General features: G+C 67.0%; 17 protein-coding genes. 9 read left to right on the top strand and 8 right to left on the bottom strand.

Annotated features, from left to right (window positions below):
• Nucleotides 1–2 precede the first annotated feature (2 nt).
• The 9 genes from ACF8O7_RS10585 to ACF8O7_RS10545 all read left to right on the top strand — a co-directional run bounded on the left by ACF8O7_RS10585 (nt 3) and on the right by ACF8O7_RS10545 (nt 9,266).
• A complete protein-coding gene (locus ACF8O7_RS10585) occupies nt 3–1,478 on the top strand; it encodes an NADH-quinone oxidoreductase subunit M (RefSeq protein ID WP_046239124.1) in 1,476 nt (491 codons plus the stop codon).
• Between the two features lie 24 nt (nt 1,479–1,502).
• Nucleotides 1,503–2,996: an NADH-quinone oxidoreductase subunit NuoN gene (gene nuoN, locus ACF8O7_RS10580; protein WP_016447701.1), complete on the top strand. Its 1,494-nt coding sequence runs from the start codon at nt 1,503–1,505 to the stop codon at nt 2,994–2,996.
• A gap of 55 nt (nt 2,997–3,051) precedes the next feature.
• Nucleotides 3,052–3,357 (top strand): DUF2818 family protein, encoded by a 306-nt coding sequence (locus tag ACF8O7_RS10575; protein WP_126310774.1) that lies wholly within the window; start codon nt 3,052–3,054, stop codon nt 3,355–3,357.
• A gap of 38 nt (nt 3,358–3,395) precedes the next feature.
• Entirely contained in the window at nt 3,396–3,905 is a 510-nt protein-coding gene (locus ACF8O7_RS10570) for a DUF1178 family protein (RefSeq protein WP_034363788.1), read from the top strand.
• Between the two features lie 613 nt (nt 3,906–4,518).
• Nucleotides 4,519–5,289 carry an ABC transporter ATP-binding protein gene (locus tag ACF8O7_RS10565; RefSeq protein ID WP_016447698.1) on the top strand — a complete coding sequence of 257 codons (771 nt, stop codon included), beginning with the start codon at nt 4,519–4,521 and terminating at the stop codon, nt 5,287–5,289.
• 1 nt (nt 5,290) lies between these two features.
• On the top strand, nt 5,291–6,001 hold the full coding sequence (locus tag ACF8O7_RS10560) for an ABC transporter ATP-binding protein (RefSeq protein ID WP_126310772.1): 711 nt from the start codon (nt 5,291–5,293) through the stop codon (nt 5,999–6,001).
• A 100-nt stretch (nt 6,002–6,101) separates the two neighbouring features.
• Nucleotides 6,102–7,298 (top strand): ABC transporter substrate-binding protein, encoded by a 1,197-nt coding sequence (locus ACF8O7_RS10555; RefSeq protein ID WP_016447696.1) that lies wholly within the window; start codon nt 6,102–6,104, stop codon nt 7,296–7,298.
• Between the two features lie 57 nt (nt 7,299–7,355).
• Nucleotides 7,356–8,240, top strand: coding sequence for a branched-chain amino acid ABC transporter permease (locus tag ACF8O7_RS10550; protein ID WP_012206960.1), 885 nt, complete (start codon nt 7,356–7,358; stop codon nt 8,238–8,240).
• Between the two features lie 27 nt (nt 8,241–8,267).
• The gene (locus ACF8O7_RS10545) at nt 8,268–9,266 is read left to right on the top strand and encodes a branched-chain amino acid ABC transporter permease (RefSeq protein WP_016447695.1); all 999 of its coding nucleotides are present in this window, start codon (nt 8,268–8,270) and stop codon (nt 9,264–9,266) included.
• Between the two features lie 61 nt (nt 9,267–9,327).
• Here the strand turns inward: ACF8O7_RS10545 and ACF8O7_RS10540 are convergent, their stop codons facing one another.
• The 8 genes from ACF8O7_RS10540 to miaA form a co-directional block, all read right to left on the bottom strand.
• On the bottom strand, nt 9,328–10,440 hold the full coding sequence (locus tag ACF8O7_RS10540; RefSeq protein WP_126310770.1) for a lipocalin-like domain-containing protein: 1,113 nt from the start codon (nt 10,438–10,440) through the stop codon (nt 9,328–9,330).
• Nucleotides 10,441–10,443: 3 nt separating this feature from the next.
• Complete coding sequence (locus tag ACF8O7_RS10535) at nt 10,444–11,511, bottom strand: PLP-dependent cysteine synthase family protein (RefSeq protein WP_016447693.1); 1,068 nt, start codon at nt 11,509–11,511, stop codon at nt 10,444–10,446.
• A 26-nt stretch (nt 11,512–11,537) separates the two neighbouring features.
• Complete coding sequence (locus ACF8O7_RS10530) at nt 11,538–12,626, bottom strand: glycosyltransferase (protein ID WP_074921023.1); 1,089 nt, start codon at nt 12,624–12,626, stop codon at nt 11,538–11,540.
• 7 nt (nt 12,627–12,633) lie between these two features.
• A complete protein-coding gene (locus ACF8O7_RS10525; RefSeq protein ID WP_082254695.1) occupies nt 12,634–12,957 on the bottom strand; it encodes a hypothetical protein in 324 nt (107 codons plus the stop codon).
• Nucleotides 12,958–13,837: 880 nt separating this feature from the next.
• A complete protein-coding gene (locus ACF8O7_RS10520) occupies nt 13,838–14,536 on the bottom strand; it encodes an IPTL-CTERM sorting domain-containing protein (protein ID WP_016447689.1) in 699 nt (232 codons plus the stop codon).
• A 197-nt stretch (nt 14,537–14,733) separates the two neighbouring features.
• Nucleotides 14,734–17,301 (bottom strand): FtsX-like permease family protein, encoded by a 2,568-nt coding sequence (locus tag ACF8O7_RS10515; protein ID WP_126310766.1) that lies wholly within the window; start codon nt 17,299–17,301, stop codon nt 14,734–14,736.
• 19 nt (nt 17,302–17,320) lie between these two features.
• Nucleotides 17,321–18,037, bottom strand: coding sequence for an ABC transporter ATP-binding protein (locus ACF8O7_RS10510; protein ID WP_126310764.1), 717 nt, complete (start codon nt 18,035–18,037; stop codon nt 17,321–17,323).
• A 16-nt stretch (nt 18,038–18,053) separates the two neighbouring features.
• Entirely contained in the window at nt 18,054–19,043 is a 990-nt protein-coding gene (gene miaA, locus ACF8O7_RS10505) for a tRNA (adenosine(37)-N6)-dimethylallyltransferase MiaA (RefSeq protein ID WP_126310762.1), read from the bottom strand.
• Between the last annotated feature and the right edge of the window lie 24 nt (nt 19,044–19,067).

Below are 19,067 nucleotides of genomic sequence, written 5' to 3'. Positions count from 1 at the left end.
AAATGCATTGGTTGAGTCTTTCAATCTGGGTGCCGATCGCCTTCGGCGCCCTCCTGCTGGCCCTGGGCCGCGAGGATCAGGTCAAGGCAGTGCGCTGGCTGGCCCTGGTCGGCGCGCTGGCAGGCTTGGCCGTCACGCTGCCGCTGATACAGCAGTTCGACAACAGCACGGCTGCCATGCAGTTCGTGGAGAAGGCGCTGTGGATCGAGCGCTTCAACATCCACTACCACCTGGGCGTGGATGGCATCTCGTTCTGGTTCGTGCCGCTGACCGCCTTCATCACCGTGATCGTCGTGATCGCGTCGTGGGAGAACATCACCGAGCGCGTGAACCAGTACATGGGCGCCTTCCTGATCCTGTCCGGCCTGATGGTCGGCGTGTTCAGCGCGCTGGACGGCCTGCTGTTCTACGTGTTCTTCGAGGCCACGCTGATCCCGATGTACCTCATCATCGGCATCTGGGGCGGTCCCAACCGCATCTATGCGGCCTTCAAGTTCTTCCTGTACACGCTGATGGGTTCGCTGCTGACCCTGGTCGCCGTGATCTACCTGTACACCCAGTCGGGTGGCAGCTTCGAGATCCTCGACTGGCACAAGCTGCCGCTGTCCATGACGGCCCAGACGCTGATCTTCTTCGCCTTCTTCGCGGCCTTTGCCGTGAAGGTGCCGATGTGGCCGGTCCACACCTGGCTGCCCGACGTGCACGTGGAAGCGCCCACCGGCGGCTCCGCCGTGCTGGCCGCCATCATGCTGAAGCTGGGCGCCTACGGTTTCCTGCGCTTTTCCATGCCCATCGCACCCGATGCCTCGCACAAGTGGGCCTGGCTGGTCATCGCCCTGTCGCTGATCGCCGTGATCTACGTGGGCGTGGTCGCCCTGGTGCAAAAGGACATGAAGAAGCTGGTGGCCTACTCGTCCGTGGCCCACATGGGCTTCGTGACCCTGGGCTTCTTCATCTTCAATCCGCTGGGCATTGCTGGCGGCATCGTGCAGATGATTGCCCACGGCTTCGTGTCGGGCGCCATGTTCCTGTGCATCGGCGTGCTCTACGACCGCGTGCACTCGCGTGAAATCGCTTCCTACGGCGGCGTGGTCAACACCATGCCCAAGTTCGCGGCCTTCGCGCTGCTGTTCGCCATGGCCAACTGCGGCCTGCCCGCGACGGCCGGCTTCGTCGGCGAGTGGATGGTGATCCTGGGCGCCGTGCAATACAACTTCTGGATCGGCCTGGGCGCTGCCACGGCGCTGATCTTCGGCGCGGCCTACACGCTGTGGATGTACAAGCGCGTCTACCTGGGTCCTGTCACCAATGACAATGTGCGCGGCCTGACCGACATCGGCAACCGCGAGTTCCTGGTGCTGGGTCTGCTGGCCATCGCCGTGCTGTACATGGGCCTGTATCCCAAGCCCTTCACTGACGTGATGGATGTGTCCGTGGCCGAGCTGCTCAAGCATGTGGCCATGAGCAAGCTGCAGTGACCAGACTGAAACGAGAGAATCGAGATGATTGACAACATCAGCTGGCTGGCCATCTATCCGGAGATCCTTCTCCTGGTCATGGCCTGCGTGATCGCCCTGGTGGACCTGGGCGTCAAAAGCCCGCGCCGCACGGGCACCTATGTTCTGACACTGCTGACCCTGGGCGTGGTGGCCGTGCTGCAAGGCATGTATGCCTCCAGTGGCAACACGTTCTATGGCTGGGGCAACATGGTCGTCTCCGACGCCATGGGCAACTGGCTCAAGTGTTTCGCCACCGTGGCCATGATGGTCACCCTGGTCTACGGCCGACCCTATGCCGCTGACCGCGACATGCTGCGCGGCGGCGAGCTCTTCACGCTGGCCATGCTCGCGCTGCTGGGCATGTTCATCATGATCTCGGGCAACAACTTCCTGGTCATCTACCTGGGCCTGGAGCTGCTGACGCTGTCCAGCTACGCCCTGGTGGCGCTGCGCCGCGACCACACGGCTTCGGTCGAGGCCGCGATGAAGTACTTCGTGCTTGGCGCCATGGCCAGCGGCTTCCTGCTGTACGGCATGTCCATGCTCTACGGCGCGACCGGTTCGCTGGACATCGGCCAGGTGTTCAAGGCCATCAACTCGGGCGAAATCAAGCACCAGGTGCTGGTGTTCGGCCTGGTCTTCGTGGTCTCCGGCCTGGCCTTCAAGCTGGGCGTGGTTCCCTTCCACATGTGGGTCCCCGACGTGTACCAGGGCGCTCCCACGGCCATCACCACCATGATCGGTGGCGCGCCCAAGCTGGCGGCCTTCGCCATCGTCATCCGCCTGCTGGTGGACGGCCTGCTGCCGCTGGCCATCGACTGGCAGCAGATGCTGGCCGTGCTTGCCATTGCCTCTCTGCTGGTCGGCAACCTGGCCGGCCTGCAGCAGACCAACCTCAAGCGCATGCTGGCCTACTCGACCATCTCGCAGATGGGCTTCGTGCTGCTGGGCCTGATGTCGGGTGTGGTCGACGGCAAGGTCGATCCGGCCACCGTCGAGAACGCCTACAGCTCGGCCATGTTCTACGTGGTGACCTATGTGCTGACCACGCTGGCCGCCTTCGGCGTGATCCAGCTGCTGGCCCGCGAAGGCTTCGAGAGCGAAGAGGTCGCCGACTTTGCCGGCCTGAACCAGCGTAGCCCGCTGTATGCCGGCGTGATGGCGATCTGCCTGTTCTCCATGGCCGGCATTCCGCCCCTGGTCGGCTTCTACGCCAAGCTGTCGGTGCTGCAGGCGCTGGTGGCTTCGGGCCACAGCCTGTACATCGCCCTGGCCGTGTTCGCCGTGGTCATGTCGCTGATCGGCGCCTTCTACTACCTGCGCGTCGTCAAGGTCATGTACTTTGATGAGCCCATCACCGCCACCAGCGTTTCCGCTTCGCTGGACGTGCGCGTGGTGCTGACCCTCAATGGCGCCCTGGTGCTGGGTCTGGGCATCCTGCCCGGCGGCCTGATGGCCCTGTGCGCCGACGCCGTCGTGCGCGCCCTGGCTTCCTGATCCACTTTCCCTGTGCAGGGCCTTGCGCGCAAGGCCCTGCGGTGAGGACATCGGCTTGTCGCAAACCGCTTCGATCTGGCTCGTGATATTGGCTGCCTTTGTGGCAGCCAATTTGCCTTTCTTCAACCCCCGCTGGCTGCAGCTGGGGCCGCTGCGCACCCAGCGCAAGCCGCTGGCCCTGTGCCTGCTGGAGATGGTGCTGCTGTACTTCATCGTCGGCGGCGTGGCGCTGCTGCTGGAGCGCCGCGTGGGGCAGATTGCACCCCAGGGCTGGGAGTTCTATGCCATCACGGGGGCGTTGTTCCTGACACTGGCATTCCCGGGTTTCGTCTATCGTTTCCTGATTCACCGCCGCGGCTGAGGCCGCGGTGCCGGTTGCTTCATGGATGAGGGTGCGCGATGAAAGTGCTCGACCTCCATTGCCCGCAGGGCCACCTCTTCGAGGGCTGGTTCGCCTCGGAAGAGGATTTCCAGAGCCAGCTGCAGCGCCAGCTGGTGCTGTGCCCCGTCTGCGGCCACAGCGACATCACCAAGCGCCTGAGCGCCCCCCGCATCAATCTTGGCGCCAAGCCTGCAAGTTTGCCCCCGGCTGCGGCGGCAGAGCCTGCTGCAGCCGCCTCCGCCGCCAGCGCGGCAGCCGCTGCTTCAACGGCCATGCCGCCCCAGGCGCGTGAGCAATTGCAGGCCATGCAGGCCGCCTGGCTGCAGTGGTCGCGCAAGGTCGCGCAGCAGACCGAGGACGTGGGCGAACGCTTTGCCGATGAAGCCCGCCGCATGCACTATGGCGAGACCGAAGAGCGCGCCATCCGCGGCAAGGCCAGTCCCGAGCAGGCCATGCAATTGCTGGACGAAGGCATTGCCGTGGTTCCATTGGCCTTGCCGCAAGGCAGCAAGGAAACGCTGCAGTAACTTGCTCCGGGCACATGCTGTCTTGGCGGCGACAATTGCGCTCATGGCGATCGATCGCCAATTCCCATGCCAGGCAATCACCTGGTGCTATTAATTGAATAGCGCTTTGAGTCGCTTTGTCGCCATTCAATTGATGGGGCGACAAACCCAAGCATATCCGCGGCTTTTCGCATAGTGACTGAGCAGGCCACAGGGAGATTGCCCACCTGGGTGTTTCCCGTAAGGCAGCAGACATTGGTCGCTGTCTGCCAAGCCGCAAAAAGGGTAGTTTGCTATCTCTTTGGAAGCGCTCTGGCCTTCCGCGTGGGCGTCGCCGGGCCGAGGTGATGGAGAACCCTAGGGCCCGCCTGCAGCCGCGGCGCCTTGCAGCCCCGTGACTGCTTGATTATTTCAAGTGTGAGTGGTTGCTTCTTGTTTTTGCGGCGACTCGTCTTGATGCGCCATGCTGCAGTGCGGGGCAGGGCCTGTGCTTAGGAGCACCTACGTAGGCGTTTTCCCGCTGCGGTGCACAACGTCGGCAAGCCTACGATGCGTCCGACCCTGCACAACGCCCACCAGAGCCTCTGGCGACGCGTTGGCGGCTGGCAGCATCAACGGAGCAGGCGAAGCGCACATGAGCGACGTTATTCTCGAAACCCGGAACCTGACCAAAGAGTTCAAGGGATTTACGGCGGTGAGCAAGGTGGACCTTTCGGTGCGCCGCGGCTCCATCCATGCCTTGATCGGCCCCAATGGCGCAGGCAAGACCACCTGCTTCAATCTGCTGACCAAGTTCCTGGAGCCCACCTCCGGCACCATCCGTTTCAACGGCGAGGACATCACGCAGGAGGCGCCGGCGCAGATCGCGCGCCGTGGCGTGATCCGGTCCTTCCAGATCTCGGCCGTCTTCCCGCATTGCACGCTGCTGGAGAACGTGCGCATCGGCCTGCAGCGCAAGCTGGGCACCGAGTTCCATTTCTGGCGCAGCGAAAAAAGCCTGTCCATGCTCAATGACCGCGCCATGCAGCTGCTGTCCGAAGTCGGCCTGCAGGACCTGGCCGACGAGGTCACCGTCAACCTGCCCTATGGCCGCAAGCGCGCGCTGGAGATCGCCACCACGCTGGCCATGGAGCCCGAGCTGATGCTGCTGGACGAGCCCACCCAGGGCATGGGCCACGAAGACGTGGACCGCGTGACCCAGCTGATCAAGAAGGTCTCGGCAGGTCGCACGATTCTCATGGTGGAGCACAACATGAAGGTGATCTCCACCATCGCCGACCGCATCACGGTGCTGCAGCGCGGCGCCGTGCTGGCCGAGGGGCCATACGAGGAAGTTTCGCGCAACCCGCAAGTGATGGAAGCGTATATGGGCACCACCGACGGCCAGTTGCAGGGAGCGCATTGAGATGACTGTACCGGCATTGGAAATCAAGGGCCTGCAGGCCTGGTATGGCGAATCCCATGTGCTGCACGGCATGGACCTGGTGGTCCAGCCCGGCGAGGTAGTCACGCTGCTGGGGCGCAACGGCGCGGGCCGCACGTCCACGCTGCGCGCCATCATGGGGCTGACGGGCGCACGCAAGGGCTCGATCAGGATCAATGGCGTGGAGGCCATCCACCTGCCCACGCACCGCATTGCCCACCTGGGCGTGGGCTACTGCCCGGAAGAGCGCGGCATCTTCTCCAGCCTCTCGTGCGAGGAGAACCTGATGCTGCCGCCGCCGCTCAAGACCGGCCAGCAGGGCATGAGCGTGGATGAGATCTACGCCATGTTCCCCAACCTGGCCGAGCGCCGCCACAGCCAGGGCACGCGCCTGTCGGGCGGCGAGCAGCAGATGCTGGCGGTGGCGCGCATTTTGCGTACCGGCGCGCGGCTGCTGCTGCTCGACGAGATCTCCGAAGGCCTGGCCCCCGTCATCGTGCAGGCGCTGGCCCGCATGATCACCATGCTGCGCACCAAGGGCTACACCGTGGTGATGGTGGAGCAGAACTTCCACTTCGCGGCGCCGCTGGCCGACCGCTTCTACGTGGTCGAGCACGGCCATGTGGTCGAGCGTTTCGGCGCGGCCGAGCTGCAGGCCAAGATGCCCGTGCTCAACGAACTGCTCGGAGTCTGACCCGGATATCCATCGTGGCTGGCGCCTGGGGCTCGCCGGCTGCATTCCTGCCATGGCCCTGTGACAAAAAACCCAAGACATCAACGCGAAGGAGACACCAATGAAAGCAAAACTGACCGCACTGTCGTGCATGCTGGCCGCCGCCGGCCTGGCCAGCCCGCTTGCCATGGCACAGGAGAAGGTGAAGATCGGCTTCGTGACCGACATGTCCAGCCTGTATGCGGACGTGGAAGGCAAGAATGCCGTCACCGCCATGCAGATGGCCATCGATGACTTCGGCGGCAAGGTGCTGGGCCAGCCCATCGAGCTGCTGAGCGCCGACCACCAGAACAAGGCCGACATCGCCGCCTCCAAGGTGCGCGAGTGGGTGGACACGCAGGGTATCTCGCTGGTGTTCAGCGGCACCAACTCCGGCACGGCCCTGGCGGTGTCGCAGGTGGCCAATGAGAAAAAGCGCGTGCACTTCAACAGCGGCGCAGGCTCGTCGGCGCTGACCAACGAGCAGTGCAATCCCTACACCGTGCACTACGCCTATGACACCGTGGCCCTGGCCAAGGGCACGGGCACGGCCGTGGTGGAGCGCGGCGGCAAGGACTGGTTCTTCCTGACGGCAGACTACGCCTTCGGCCACGCGCTGGAGAACGACACCACGGCGGTGATCAAGGCCAAGGGCGGCAAGGTGGTGGGCGGCGTCAAGCATCCGCTCAACGCCTCGGACTTCTCGTCCTTCCTGCTGCAGGCGCAGGCCTCCAAGGCCCAGATCCTGGGCCTGGCCAATGCCGGTGGCGACACCATCAACGCCATCAAGGCGGCCAAGGAATTCGGCATCAACAAGAGCATGAAGACCGTGGGCCTGCTGGTGTTCCTGACCGACATCCATAGCCTGGGCCTGAAGAACACCGAAGGCATGCAGTTCACCACCAGCTGGTACTGGGACCAGAACGACGCGGCGCGCAAGTTCGCCGAGCGCTTCTTTGCCAAGACCAAGCGCATGCCTACCTCCATCCAGGCCGCCGACTACTCGGCCGTGACCAGCTACCTCAAGGCCGTGCAGGCCGTGAAGTCCACGGATGCCGACAAGGTCATGGCCCATCTCAAGAGCACGCCCATCGACGATTTCTACGGCAAGGGCTCGATCCGTCCCGACGGCACCTTTGCCCACGACATGTACCTGGTCGAGGTCAAGAAGCCCGCCGAGTCCAAGAAGCCCTGGGACTACCTGAAGGTCGTGGCCACGCTGCCCGCCGACCAGGTCTGGACCACCAAGGCCGAGACCAAGTGCGCGCTGTGGAAGTAACGCCGCGCCGCCACTGACCCCCAACCGCCACCCGGCCAACCACGACAGCTGCATCCCATGGAAATCTTTGGTGTTTCCCTGCCAGGCCTGATGAGCCAGCTCCTTCTGGGGCTGGTCAACGGCTCGTTCTACGCCATCCTCAGCCTGGGGCTGGCGGTGATCTTCGGCCTGCTCAACGTGATCAACTTCGCCCACGGCGCGTTGTTCATGCTGGGCGCCATGGTCACCTGGATGGCCATGAGCTACTTCAACATCAACTACTGGGTGATGCTGGTGCTGTCGCCGCTGCTGGTGGGCCTGCTGGGGGTGCTGATCGAGCGCTTCCTGTTGCGCTGGATCTACAAGCTCGACCATCTCTACGGCCTGTTGCTGACGCTGGGCCTGTCGCTGCTGATCGAGGGCCTGTTCCGCTCGGTCTACGGCGTCTCGGGGCTGGGCTATGACACGCCCGAGCTGCTGGAGGGCGCGACCAACCTGGGCTTCATGATCCTGCCCAACTACCGCGCATGGGTGGTGCTCGCCTCCATCGTGGTCTGCGTGGCCACCTGGTTCATGATCGAGAAGACGCGCATTGGCGCCTACCTGCGGGCCGGCACCGAGAACCCGCGCCTGGTCGAGGCCTTCGGCGTCAACGTGCCCGTGATGATCACGCTGACCTATGCCTTCGGCGCGGCCCTGGCCGCCTTTGCCGGCGTGCTGGCGGCGCCCGTCTACCAGGTCACGCCGCTGATGGGGCAGAACCTCATCATCGTGGTCTTCGCCGTGGTGGTGATCGGAGGCATGGGCTCCATCATGGGCTCCATCCTCACCGGCCTGGGCCTGGGGGTGATCGAGGGCCTGACCAAGGTCTTCTGGCCCGAGGCATCGTCCACCGTGGTGTTCTTCATCATGGTCATCGTTTTGCTCATCCGCCCCGCCGGCCTGTTCGGCAAAGAGAAATAACAAGAACGAGGACAAGGGGCCGACCACATGAAATCCAAGACTCTCGTTCAACGCATTGCCCCCTGGGGCTATGGCCTGCTGCTGCTGGGCCTGCTGGCGGCGCCCCTGCTGGGCGCGTATCCGGTGTTCGTGATGAAGCTCATGTGCTTCGCACTGTTCGCCTCGGCCTTCAACCTGCTGCTGGGCTACACGGGCCTGCTGTCCTTCGGCCACGCGGCCTTCCTGGGCGGCGCGGCCTATGTGACGGGCTACGCCATCAAGGGCTGGGGCTTCACGCCCGAGCTGGCCATGCTGGCCGGCACGGCCGGCGGCGCGCTGCTGGGGCTGATCTTCGGCTGGCTGGCCATCCGCCGCCAGGGCATCTACTTTTCCATGATCACGCTGGCGCTGGCCCAGATGCTGTTCTTCGTGTGCCTGCAGGCGCCCTTCACGGGCGGCGAGGACGGGCTGCAGGGCGTGCCGCGCGGCAAGCTGTTCGGCCTCATCGACCTGGCCAGCGACATGACCATGTACTACGTCACGCTGGTCATCGTGGTCCTGGCCTTCCTGCTGATCGTGCGCACCATCCACTCGCCCTTCGGCCAGGTGCTCAAGGCCATCAAGGAGAACGAGCCGCGCGCGACCTCGCTGGGCTACGACGTGGCGCGCTTCAAGCTGCTGGCCTTCGTGATCTCGGCCGCGCTCACGGGCCTGGCCGGTTCGCTCAAGACCGTGGTGCTGGGCTTTGCCACGCTGTCGGATGTGCACTGGACCACCTCCGGCCACGTGATCCTGATGACGCTGATGGGCGGCCTGGGCACGCTGTCCGGCCCCATCCTGGGATCGGCCGTGGTGGTCATGCTGGAGAACAAGATCGGCGAGTTCGGCCTCTTCCTGCAGCGCCTCACGGGCGTGGAGTGGTTCTCCACGCTGGGCGAGTCGGTGACCATCGTCACGGGCCTGATCTTCGTGGTCTGCGTGCTGCTGTTCCGCAAGGGCATCATGGGCGAGCTGATCGTCCGGCTGCAGAAAAAGCGTACCCCTTGAGAGCCGGGTTGGGACGGTTTCAAGGGGGTGGGCTACGTGCCCATGCTGTTGACTGCCATAGCTACAACTGCAGCGGCCGGGCGTAGCCCGTCATCTCCAGGTATCCCTGACCGGCTCGCGCCTCCTGGCCCGGGCCGGTGGGCTTTTGCAGGCTGCACAGGCCCTCCCAGTAGATGGCACCGGTGGAGGCGCTGCTGTCCAGCTCCTGGTCATCGACCAGGGCGTTCACGGTGAAGCGGCCAGCGGGCGTGTCCACCTGCCATTGCACGGGGTAGCGCGCTCCGCTGGCAGGGCTGCTCCAGTGGCGCAGCGGCGTGAACTGCACTGCATCGTGGGCGAAGACCTGCAGCGTGCCATCCACACCGCGCAGCGAGCCGCCGGCCCACAACGCGCTGCCATCCGCCCGTCGCACGCGAAAGGCCGTGAGCGCGCCGCCGTCGAACAGGTTCATGCCTATCCAGTCCCAGCCCACGGCCTCGGGGTGCAGCAGGGCCTGGCTCCATTCATGGTCCAGCCAGGCGCGGTTGTCGCCGGGCTCGCGTGCGGCTTCTATCGCCATGCGCTGGCCTGCCAGCTCCAGCGTGCCGCTCACCTGCAGCTGCGGGCGGCTGTAGTAGTAGCTGGCCTGATCGGGTTCGGGACCCTTGCGCGACAGGCCGGCGCGGCCCTGCAGCAAGGGGGGCAGGCGGGTGTCAAAGCGCAGGTCCAGGGCGAATGTGCTGCTGCGCAGGCGCGTGGTATAGCGCTCGGCAGCGCCTTCATCGGTGCGGGCCAGCGACCAGTCCTGCAGCCGCACGTCGGCATCGGCCTCGCTGGCCTGGGCAATGCCAAAGCCTGCGCGCGCAATGCGCTGGTCGTGGTGCAGGCGAGCGCCCTGCACATCGCACAGCGCCGCATGGGCAAACAGCAACTGGCGCGCCGCAAAGGCGGAGCGCAGCTCCTGCGTGGCCTGCACGCGCGACCGGAAGAAGGTGATCTGGAAACCCCAGGCCCGGCCCGCTGCGCGTGCCTGGCCGGTGATGTACCACCACTCGGTGCGCAGCCCGGGGTGGCTGCCGTGGTCGCGCGGGAAGACCAGCGTGCGTGGCGGCAGTGCCTGGGCGGGCAGTCCTGCCGCCCCCAGGCCCAGGCCGGCAGCCAGGCCCAGCAGATGGCGGCGGGGCAGGGGCATCATGGATCAGCCTTGCAACTGCGCGATGCGCGCCTGGGCCGGCCCGCAGTCGCCGATGCGCTGCATCACCCAGTCCGCATCATGGTAGGTGGGCAGGTAGCGCTCGCCCGCATCGCACAGCAGCGAAAGAATGGAGCCCTGCTCGCCGCGCTGGCGCATCTCGCTGGCCAGCCTGAGCATGGCCACGTAGTTGGTGCCGGTGGACGGCCCCACGCGCCGGCCCAGCAGTGCGGACAGGCTGCGCATGGCGGCCAGGGAATCGCAGTCCGCCACCTCCTCCATGCGGTCCACCAGAGTGCGCACGAAGCTGGGCTCCACGCGCGGGCGGCCTATGCCCTCGATGCGCGAGCCCGGCGCGGTGAGGGTGGCATCGCCCGTGCGGTGGTAGGCGGCGAACACCGAGCCCTCGGGGTCGGCCACGCAGATGCCCGTGGCATGGCGCTGGAAACGCACGTAGCGGCCGATGGTGGCACTGGTGCCGCCCGTGCCCGCGCCCACCACGATCCAGCGCGGCACGGCATGGCGCTCGCGCCGCATCTGGGTGAACATGCTCTCCGCAATATTGTTGTTGCCACGCCAGTCGGTGGCGCGCTCGGCATAGGTGAACTGGTCCATGTAGTGGCCGCCGGCCTGCGCGGCCACGGCGCGTGCCTCGTCATAGACCTGGGCGGCGCTGTCCACCAGATGGCAGCGGCCGCCGTAGAACTCGATCAGTGCAATCTTCTCCACCGAGGTGCTGCGCGGCATCACGGCCACGAAGGGCAGGCCCAGCAGGCGCGCGAAGTAGGCCTCGCTCACGGCCGTGGAGCCGCTCGATGCCTCGACGATGGTCGATCCCTCGTGCACCCAGCCATTGCACAGCGCATAGAGAAACAGCGAGCGCGCCAGCCGGTGCTTGAGGCTGCCCGTGGGATGGGTGGATTCGTCCTTGAGGTAGAGATCGATCCCCAGGCCGGCAAAGCCGGGCAGGGGCAGCGGTATCAGGTGCGTGTCGGCACTGCGCTGGTAGTCGGCCTCGATGCGGTTGATGGCTTCATGCAGCCAGGGGGAGGTGGTGTGCGGCATGGCGGCCATTGTCGCAGGCTGCCCGGCCCAGGCGGCTACAGGCCATAGAAGGGGCGATTGGCCTCGATGCGTGCCTGCTCGCTGGCAGGGTAGCGGCGTTCGGCCAGCAACTGCTGCAGCGCGGCGCGGCCCAGGTCGCGCAGCGGGGTGTAGAAGGCGCTGACGGCCAGCTCGTCCAGTGCGCGCCAGGCATAAACCTGGGCGTCGATGAACAGGATGTCCTCGGCCGGGCGCGGCAGCGCGGCGGCCTGGCGCGCATAGAGGCATGCCAGGGCAAACTCGGACCGCTCGCGATGGTAGCGCGCCAGCTCGCACAGGGGCTCGGCCCGCTGCGGTCGCGCGGCATAGGCGGTGAGATAGGCCTCGCGCACGGCGGCCGGCTCGGCGCCCGAGCGCTCCAGCAGCACGCCGATCTGGAACAGCGCAAACCACTGCTCCTCGGCCCAGCCGCCCATGGCGGCGCGCTGCCGGTACCAATGCAGGCTGGACTCGATCTGGCCCGCGTCGCGGTGGCTTTGCGCCAGATAGAACACGTTGCGCGTGTTGCCGGGCTGCTCGCGCACGGCCTTTTCGAGCACGGCGATGTCGCGCAGGTAGGTCTGCGGGTCCCGCGCCCGCGCGCCGTCGTGCGAGACATCGATGTACGGCCCCGCCAGCATCTGCCAGGCCTGGTGCGCCGGGGCGGTCAGGTACTCGTGCAGCACGCCTTCCCAGCGCCAGTCCACGCGCGTGGCGATCAGCGCATTGCGCTGGTATTCGGTGCCCGCCATGTGGCAGGACAGCATGCAGCCGTCCGCCTCCAGCGCCGGCCATGCAAAGCCTTCGGGCACGCGCAGCTGCTCGTCGGCATCAATGAACAGCAGGTAGTCACCGTGCGGCCGCGCCAGCTCCAGCGCCTCGTTGCGGTTGTGGGCGAAGTCCACCCAGGGCCGCTCGTGCAGGCTGCCGGGTATGCCCTCCATGCACTGGCGCACCAGGTCCTGCGTGCCATCGCTGGAGCCCGTGTCCACGATCACCCAATGGTCTACCCACGGCTTGACCGAGGCCAGGCAACGCGCGATCACCGGGGCCTCGTTCTTGACGATCATGTTCAGGCAGATATGGACGCGGCGCGCAGGTCGCATAGCGAGCTCACTGGCAGGAGGCCACCACGATCAAACCGGTAACCGCCGTATTGAAGGCCTGGGTGCCAACCAACTGCACAGTCATGGTGTCGCCTGGTGCGTAAGTGGCGGGGCCGGACACATCACATGTGGGGTTGGCATTGGAAAGCGTACAGATTGGCACGCCCGACACATTGGAGAAGTTCTCGTTCACGCCTCGACGCAGCTGCAGCGTCAGGCTCAACGCCCTGTTCTCTGTCAGCATGGCGCGCAATGAAGCATTGGTGCATGAGGTGTGTACCATGCGCTGCGCATCGGTCTCGAATGTGTTACCGCCGCCGTTGGCAAACAAATAAATTGTGCCGTTGCCAGCGCTGTTGCCGCGGGCAGGAGTTGTATACGTCTGGAAAAACCCACCCGAGCCTGCAGGCCCCGGGACTCCTGCAGGGCCTGTGGGGCCTTGAAGTCCAGCTCCTGTGGCACCCGTCACGCCCTGGATGCCCTGGATTCCCTGAATGCCTTGCGCGCCCTGGGGCCCTGTGGGACCTGTGTCACCCTGGGCCCCTGTCACGCCCGTAGCCCCTGTCATGCCGGTCGGGCCCGTCGGGCCGGTTGCACCCGTGGCCCCTGTAGGTCCGGTGGGTCCAGTCGCGCCAGTGGCCCCCGTCGAACCCGTGGTGCCTGGGGTGCCCGCACCGGTGGCCCCAGTTGGACCTGTGACTCCCGTTGCGCCTGACGGACCAGCCACCCCTGTGGCGCCTGTCGCGCCTACAGGACCTGTTGCCCCTGTGGCGCCAGCCGCCCCTGTGGCTCCCGTAGCGCCAGTTGCCCCGCCGCCCACACCCGGCGCGCAATGCACCAATTGCCCCGTGGCGCCGTCAACGCACAGCAGCTGGTTGCCAGTGGCTGCATCGGCAGGCAGGGCTGGTACCAGCACCTCCCCTGTGTTCTGTACCCGCAAGCGTTCGGCCCCCGCAGAATTCTTGATCACGAAATTGCCACCGGCCGGCATAGTGATGCTCACGTCGGCGGCATGGGCTGCCGGGCTGAAGATTCCCGCGCTGATGCACAGCGACCAGAGAAGGCGGGGAGGGATGGGGAAGTTGCGACGGTCCATGGTTCAGATGCTGCTTGGATGAATACGCGCGGAAAGCCGGCACCCGCGTGGCGGGCGCCAGGATGGAAGAAGAATGGGCCGGCCCAGGGGCCGGATGCCGGGGCGCCCGGCCTGCTCAGAGGCGTGTTGCGCGGCGCTGGCGGTGCAGGGCCATGCCGCCGAGCAGCAGGCTCATCAGCATCAGCCCGTAGGTGCTGAGCGTGGGGATGCTGGCTGGAGCCACCACCACCGGTGCGCCAATCTGCACGTTGCCAGGGATCCCGCTTCCGCTGGGGTTGGACACTGTGGCCAAGGGGCCTAGCGTGACCACGGCAGTGCCGGGACCGGACGAGGTCAGCACCACCGGCTTGCCGGGAGAGCCCAGCGTGAGCGTGCCCAGCACGGTGAGGTTGGTACCTGCGGGAAGAACGATGGTCGGGGGTGTCGGGCCGGTGCTGATCAGTGTCAGATCCTTCACGACGATATTTCCGCTGAGTGTCAGGGTCGTTCCGGGTGCACAGGTGTCTGAAAGCACAACGCTGCTGGTGCCGAGATTCAGTGCCGCCGCGCTCGTCAGGTCGCCGCCGATGTTGAGCTGGCCGCCCGTGCCGGTCACCGTGGAGCCCGCGTCAAAGGCAAAGGACCCCGAATCGAAGGTGCCCGTGCCCAGGGCCAGTTCCCCGCCCATCGAAACGGGGACGCAAAACGAATTGAACGAACCGCCAGCCAGATCGATGCTGGAGCCTGGAGGAAAGACAATCTGCCCCCAGGCCGAGCCGCACATTGCCGCGCCCAGGGCCAGCGACGCAGCCCAACGTTTTCCGAAACCTGCCATGAGTCCGATCTCCCGCGTACAGACGGCAATGCGCCTGTCTGATTTTTGTAGAGGCAGGCACCCCCGTGGATAGGGCGCAGCACTGCCGAAGTCGGGCGAATGATCAGATAGAAAATGATTCTCTTGTAAGAAAAATTAACAATTGATTATGCGTTTTCATTTTTTGCAGGCTATCGGTTTGCGCGGAGGGATGGGGTTTACCAATCCTCCTTGACCGCCAGCACTGCCTCGCGCCCTGCAGCCGCACGCCCGGCCAGCCAGGCCGTCAGCGTGCCTGCCGCGATCACGCTGGCAGCCAGCGCCAAAAGGCGGGGCCAGGGCAGGGACAGCTCCATGGTCCAGTGAAAGCTTTGCGGATTCACCACATGCACCAGGATCACGGCCACACCCAGGCCCAGCAGGCTGCCCGCGATGGCGCCCGCCGTGGTCCAGGCCATGCCTTCGCCGGCCACCACGGCCAGGATGTCGCGCCGCGTCAGGCCCAGGTGGGCGAGCAGGCCGAATTCCTTGCGCCGTGCCAGCACCTGGGCGCTGAAGCTGGCCGCGATGCCGAACAGGCCGATGCCGATGGCCACGGCCTGCAGCCAGTAGGTCACGGCAAAGCTGCGGTCGAAGATGCGCATAGAGCGCTCGCGCAGCGCGCCGCTGCTGGCGAACTCCAGTGCTTGCGCGGCGCCCGGCCCGGTCATCAGCGACTGGATACGCGCCTGCAGCTGCTGCTCCGTGGCCGTGTCGTCGCCGTCCGGCCAGATGGCGATTTCGGTGGGGCCTGCCGTGGTGGCGCTGCCGTCGGCAAGCCGTTGGTAGTCATCCCAGTCCATGGCGATGGCGCCGAACTGGCGCACATAGTCGCGCCAGATGCCGGCCACAAACACGCGGGAATCTTCCGACGGCAGGGCCTGGGCCAGCAGCGGCCACTCCTGGCCCGGCCGCACGCCATAGAGTTGGGCCACGGCTTCACTGACATAGACGGGCGTGCTGCCAGCGGGCGCTTGCACGGGGCCTTGTATCCACGGCAACTGCTGGCCCTGGGGGCCATGCAGCGGGCGCAGCAGCAGGTTGACGGCGGGGCGATCCGGGCTGAGCCACAGGCTGGTGCTGCGCATGGGCTGGGCGCGCTGCACGCCAGGCAGGGCGGCAATGCGCGCGGCCAGATCGGCGGGCAGGGGCGCGGCATCGGCACGGCCTGCGCTGCCGGCCGTGCGCAGGTACAGCGGGGCGGGCAGCACGGCATCCAGCCAGGCGATCATGCTGTCCCTGAAGCTGGCCACCATCACGGTCAGCGCCACGGCCAGGCTCAGGCTGGCCACCACGCCGCCCACGGCCACCGTGGTGCTGCGGCGCATGCGCCGTGCGCGCTCCACGGGCAGCAGGGCCAGCGGCTGGCGCAGCAGCGATTGCGGCACCAGGCGCAACAGCTGGCCCAACAGCCAGGGCAGGGCGGCCATGCCACCCAGAAGCAGCAGGGCCACGGCGACATAGGCGGCCAGGGGAATGCCGGCCACGGGCGGCACAAAGGCCAGGGCCACGCTGGCTGCCATCAGCAGCAGGGCCGGCAGGCCGCGCGCCGCGCGTTCGGAGCCCGCACCCTGGCCCTTGAGCGTGGCCGCAGGCGGCAACTCCATGGCCTGGCGCGCCGGCCACCAGCCGCCAGCCACGGTGGCGGCCACGCCCAGCAGGCCAAAGGTCAGCGCGGCGCCGGCGCTCCACTGCAGCGCGGGCTGCACGCCTGCAAAGTAGCCGCCGCCCAGGTCACCGCCCAGCAGGTGCAGGGCCAGCCAGGCCAATCCCGCGCCCAGGGCAATGCCGGCCGCGCTGCCCAACAGTCCCAGCAGCAGCGATTCCAGCAGCACCAGGCCCAGGCGCTGGCGCGGTGTCAGTCCCAGCACGGCCAGCAGGGCGAACTGCGGCGCGCGCTGGGCCACGCTGAGCGCCAGCACCGAGAACACCAGGAACGCCCCCGTGAACAGCGCCACCAGGGCCAGCACCGTGAGGTTGACGCGGTAGGCGCGCGACATCTCGGCAATGCGCTGCTGGTCGTCGCCGGGGCGGCTGGCCAGGGCCTGGGCGGGCCAGTCGGGCAGGCGGCGCAGTTCGGCCAGCAGGGACTCGCGCGTGGCGCCTTCGGCCAGCAGCACATCGATGCGGTCCACCTGGCCCCAGCGCTGCAGGCTGTCCTGCAGCGCGCCGATGTCCATCACGGCCAGCGGCGGGCCGGATGCGGCGACCGTGCCCGCGATGCGCAGGGTCTGCGCGCGCCCGCCCAGTTGCCATGGCAGGGGTGTGTGCCGCGCCTGCTCCGGCGTCAGGCCCAGGGCTTCGAGTGCCGTTGCATTGAGGAAGACCGCATCGGGCGCGAACAGGTCCAGCCGCCCGCCGCCATCGAACAGCCGGGGCATGAGCGCAGGCGCCACGGGCGCCAGCCGCAGCGCATCGCCGCCCAGCACGCGCAACTGCACCGGCGTGGCGGTGCCGGCCAGGGCCGTGGCTTCGATCCAGGGTGCGGCCAGGCTGACCTGGGGCTGCTGCGCAACACGGCCATACAGCGATTCGGGCAAGCCGCCCTGCATGGCACGCAGCTCCAGGTCCGGCTGGCCGCTGACCGTGCGCACGGCGCGCGAGAACTCATCGAGCGCGGACTGGTTGATCACGTGCACGGCAAAGCCCAGGGCCACGCCCAGCATGATGGCCACCAGGGCGGTGGCCGTGCGCCAGGGATGCTGGCGCAGCTCCTGCCAGGAAAAGGTGCGAAGCAGGGCGAGCATGGGCGGATGGTCTCTGGTGCTAGGCGGGCTGCATGCCCTGCGCGGTCAGGCGCAGCACGCGGTCGGCACGGCGCGCGGCCTCGATGGAGTGCGTGACCAGCACCAGGGCGGCCTGGTGTTCCCGGGTCTGCTGCAGCAGCAGTTCCATGACCTGTGCGGCCGTGCCGGGGTCCAGGTTGCCGGTGGGCTCGTCGGCCAGCAGCAGGGCCGGGCCGTGGACCAGGGCGCGTGCAATGGCCACGCGCTGCAGCTGGCCGCCGCTGAGCTGCCAGGGCAGGCGCTGCTCCAGCCCCTGCAGCCCGACGGCCTGCAGCAGTTGCTGCACGCGCTGGCGGCCCGCTGCATCCAGCCGCTGCAGCAGCATCAGCGGCAGGGCCACGTTGTGCCAGACATCCAGGTGCGGCAGCACATGGAAGGCCTGGAACACGAAGCCCACATGGCTGCGCCGCCACAGCGCACGGCCGGTTTCATCCAGGGCCGACAGGTCCTGGCCTTCGTGCAGCACGCGGCCCTGCTGCCACTCATCGAGCCCGGCCAGGCAGTTGAGAAAGGTGGACTTGCCCACGCCCGAGTCACCCACGATGGCCACGAACTCGCCGCGCGCCACGCTGCAGTCCACGTTCTCGAAGACGGCGGTTTCCGTGCCGCCGTCGTTGCGGTAGCGCCGCGCCAGGCCCTGGACCTGAAGCAGCGGCGGCTGAGTCAGCGGCGTGTTGTCCTGGAGTACGGCAGTCATGAAGGCGGTTTCCTGTTCAGCCGTTGCGGGCCTGGGTTGCTGCGGCCACCACGGCCATCGCTGCCTGCAGCAGTTGCGACTGGGCATCGGGCGCATCGCAGGCAATGGCATGGCGGGCGGGCATGCTGCGCAGCCAGGTGATCTGGCGCTTGGCCAGCTGGCGCGTGGCGGCAATGCCGCGCTCGCGCAGCGAGTCCATGGGGTACAGGCCGTCCAGCGATTCCCAGGCCTGGCGGTAGCCCACGCAGCGGATGGAGGGCAGGTCCAGGTGCAGGTCGCCGCGCGCGCGCAGTTGCTGCACTTCGTCGATGAAACCGGCGTCCAGCATGGCGTCGAAGCGCTGGGCGATGCGCGCATGCAGCCAGGCGCGGTCCTGCGGCTCCAGCGAGAAGAAGCCGCCGGGGCTGATCAGGCCCTGTTCGGCATTCTTGCCACTGCGCGTATGAAAGCTGGACAGCGGTTTGCCCGACACATGCCAGACCTCCAGCGCGCGCTGTATGCGCTGGCTGTCGGCCGGCGCCAGGCGCGCGGCCGTTGCGGGATCGACCTGGGCCAGCAGCGCATGCATGGCGGGCCAGCCGATCTGCGCGGCCTGGGCGTCCAGCCGCTCGCGCACGGCGGGGTCGGCGGCCGGCATGTCGTCAATGCCATCCTGCAGGGCCTTGAAATACAGCATGGTGCCGCCCACCAGCAGCGGCAGGGCGCCGCGCGCGTGGATCTCGGCCACCAGGCGCTGCGTGTCCTGCACGAACTCGGCCGCGCTGTAGGCCTGCAGCGGGTCGCGGATATCGATCAGGTGATGGGGGCAGGCAGCCAGTTCTTCGGGCGTGGGCTTGGCCGTGCCGATGTCCATGCCGCGATAGACCAGGGCCGAGTCCACGCTGATGATTTCTGCGGCCTGGCCGCGTTCGGCCAGCAGCCTGGCCAGGGCCAGGGCGGCAGCGGTCTTGCCGGAAGCGGTGGGGCCGGCGATGGCCAGGCAGGGGAGCGGGGAAGCGGTGGACATTCAAAAAACGCAAACGCAGGAAAT

Origin of the sequence: Delftia sp. WSY_16 (assembly GCF_043104415.1) — a bacterium.
GTDB lineage: Bacteria > Pseudomonadota > Gammaproteobacteria > Burkholderiales > Burkholderiaceae_C > Comamonas > Comamonas tsuruhatensis.
Note: the sequence above shows the minus strand (reverse complement) of the source record. Positions and strands in the feature narration are given on the sequence as shown.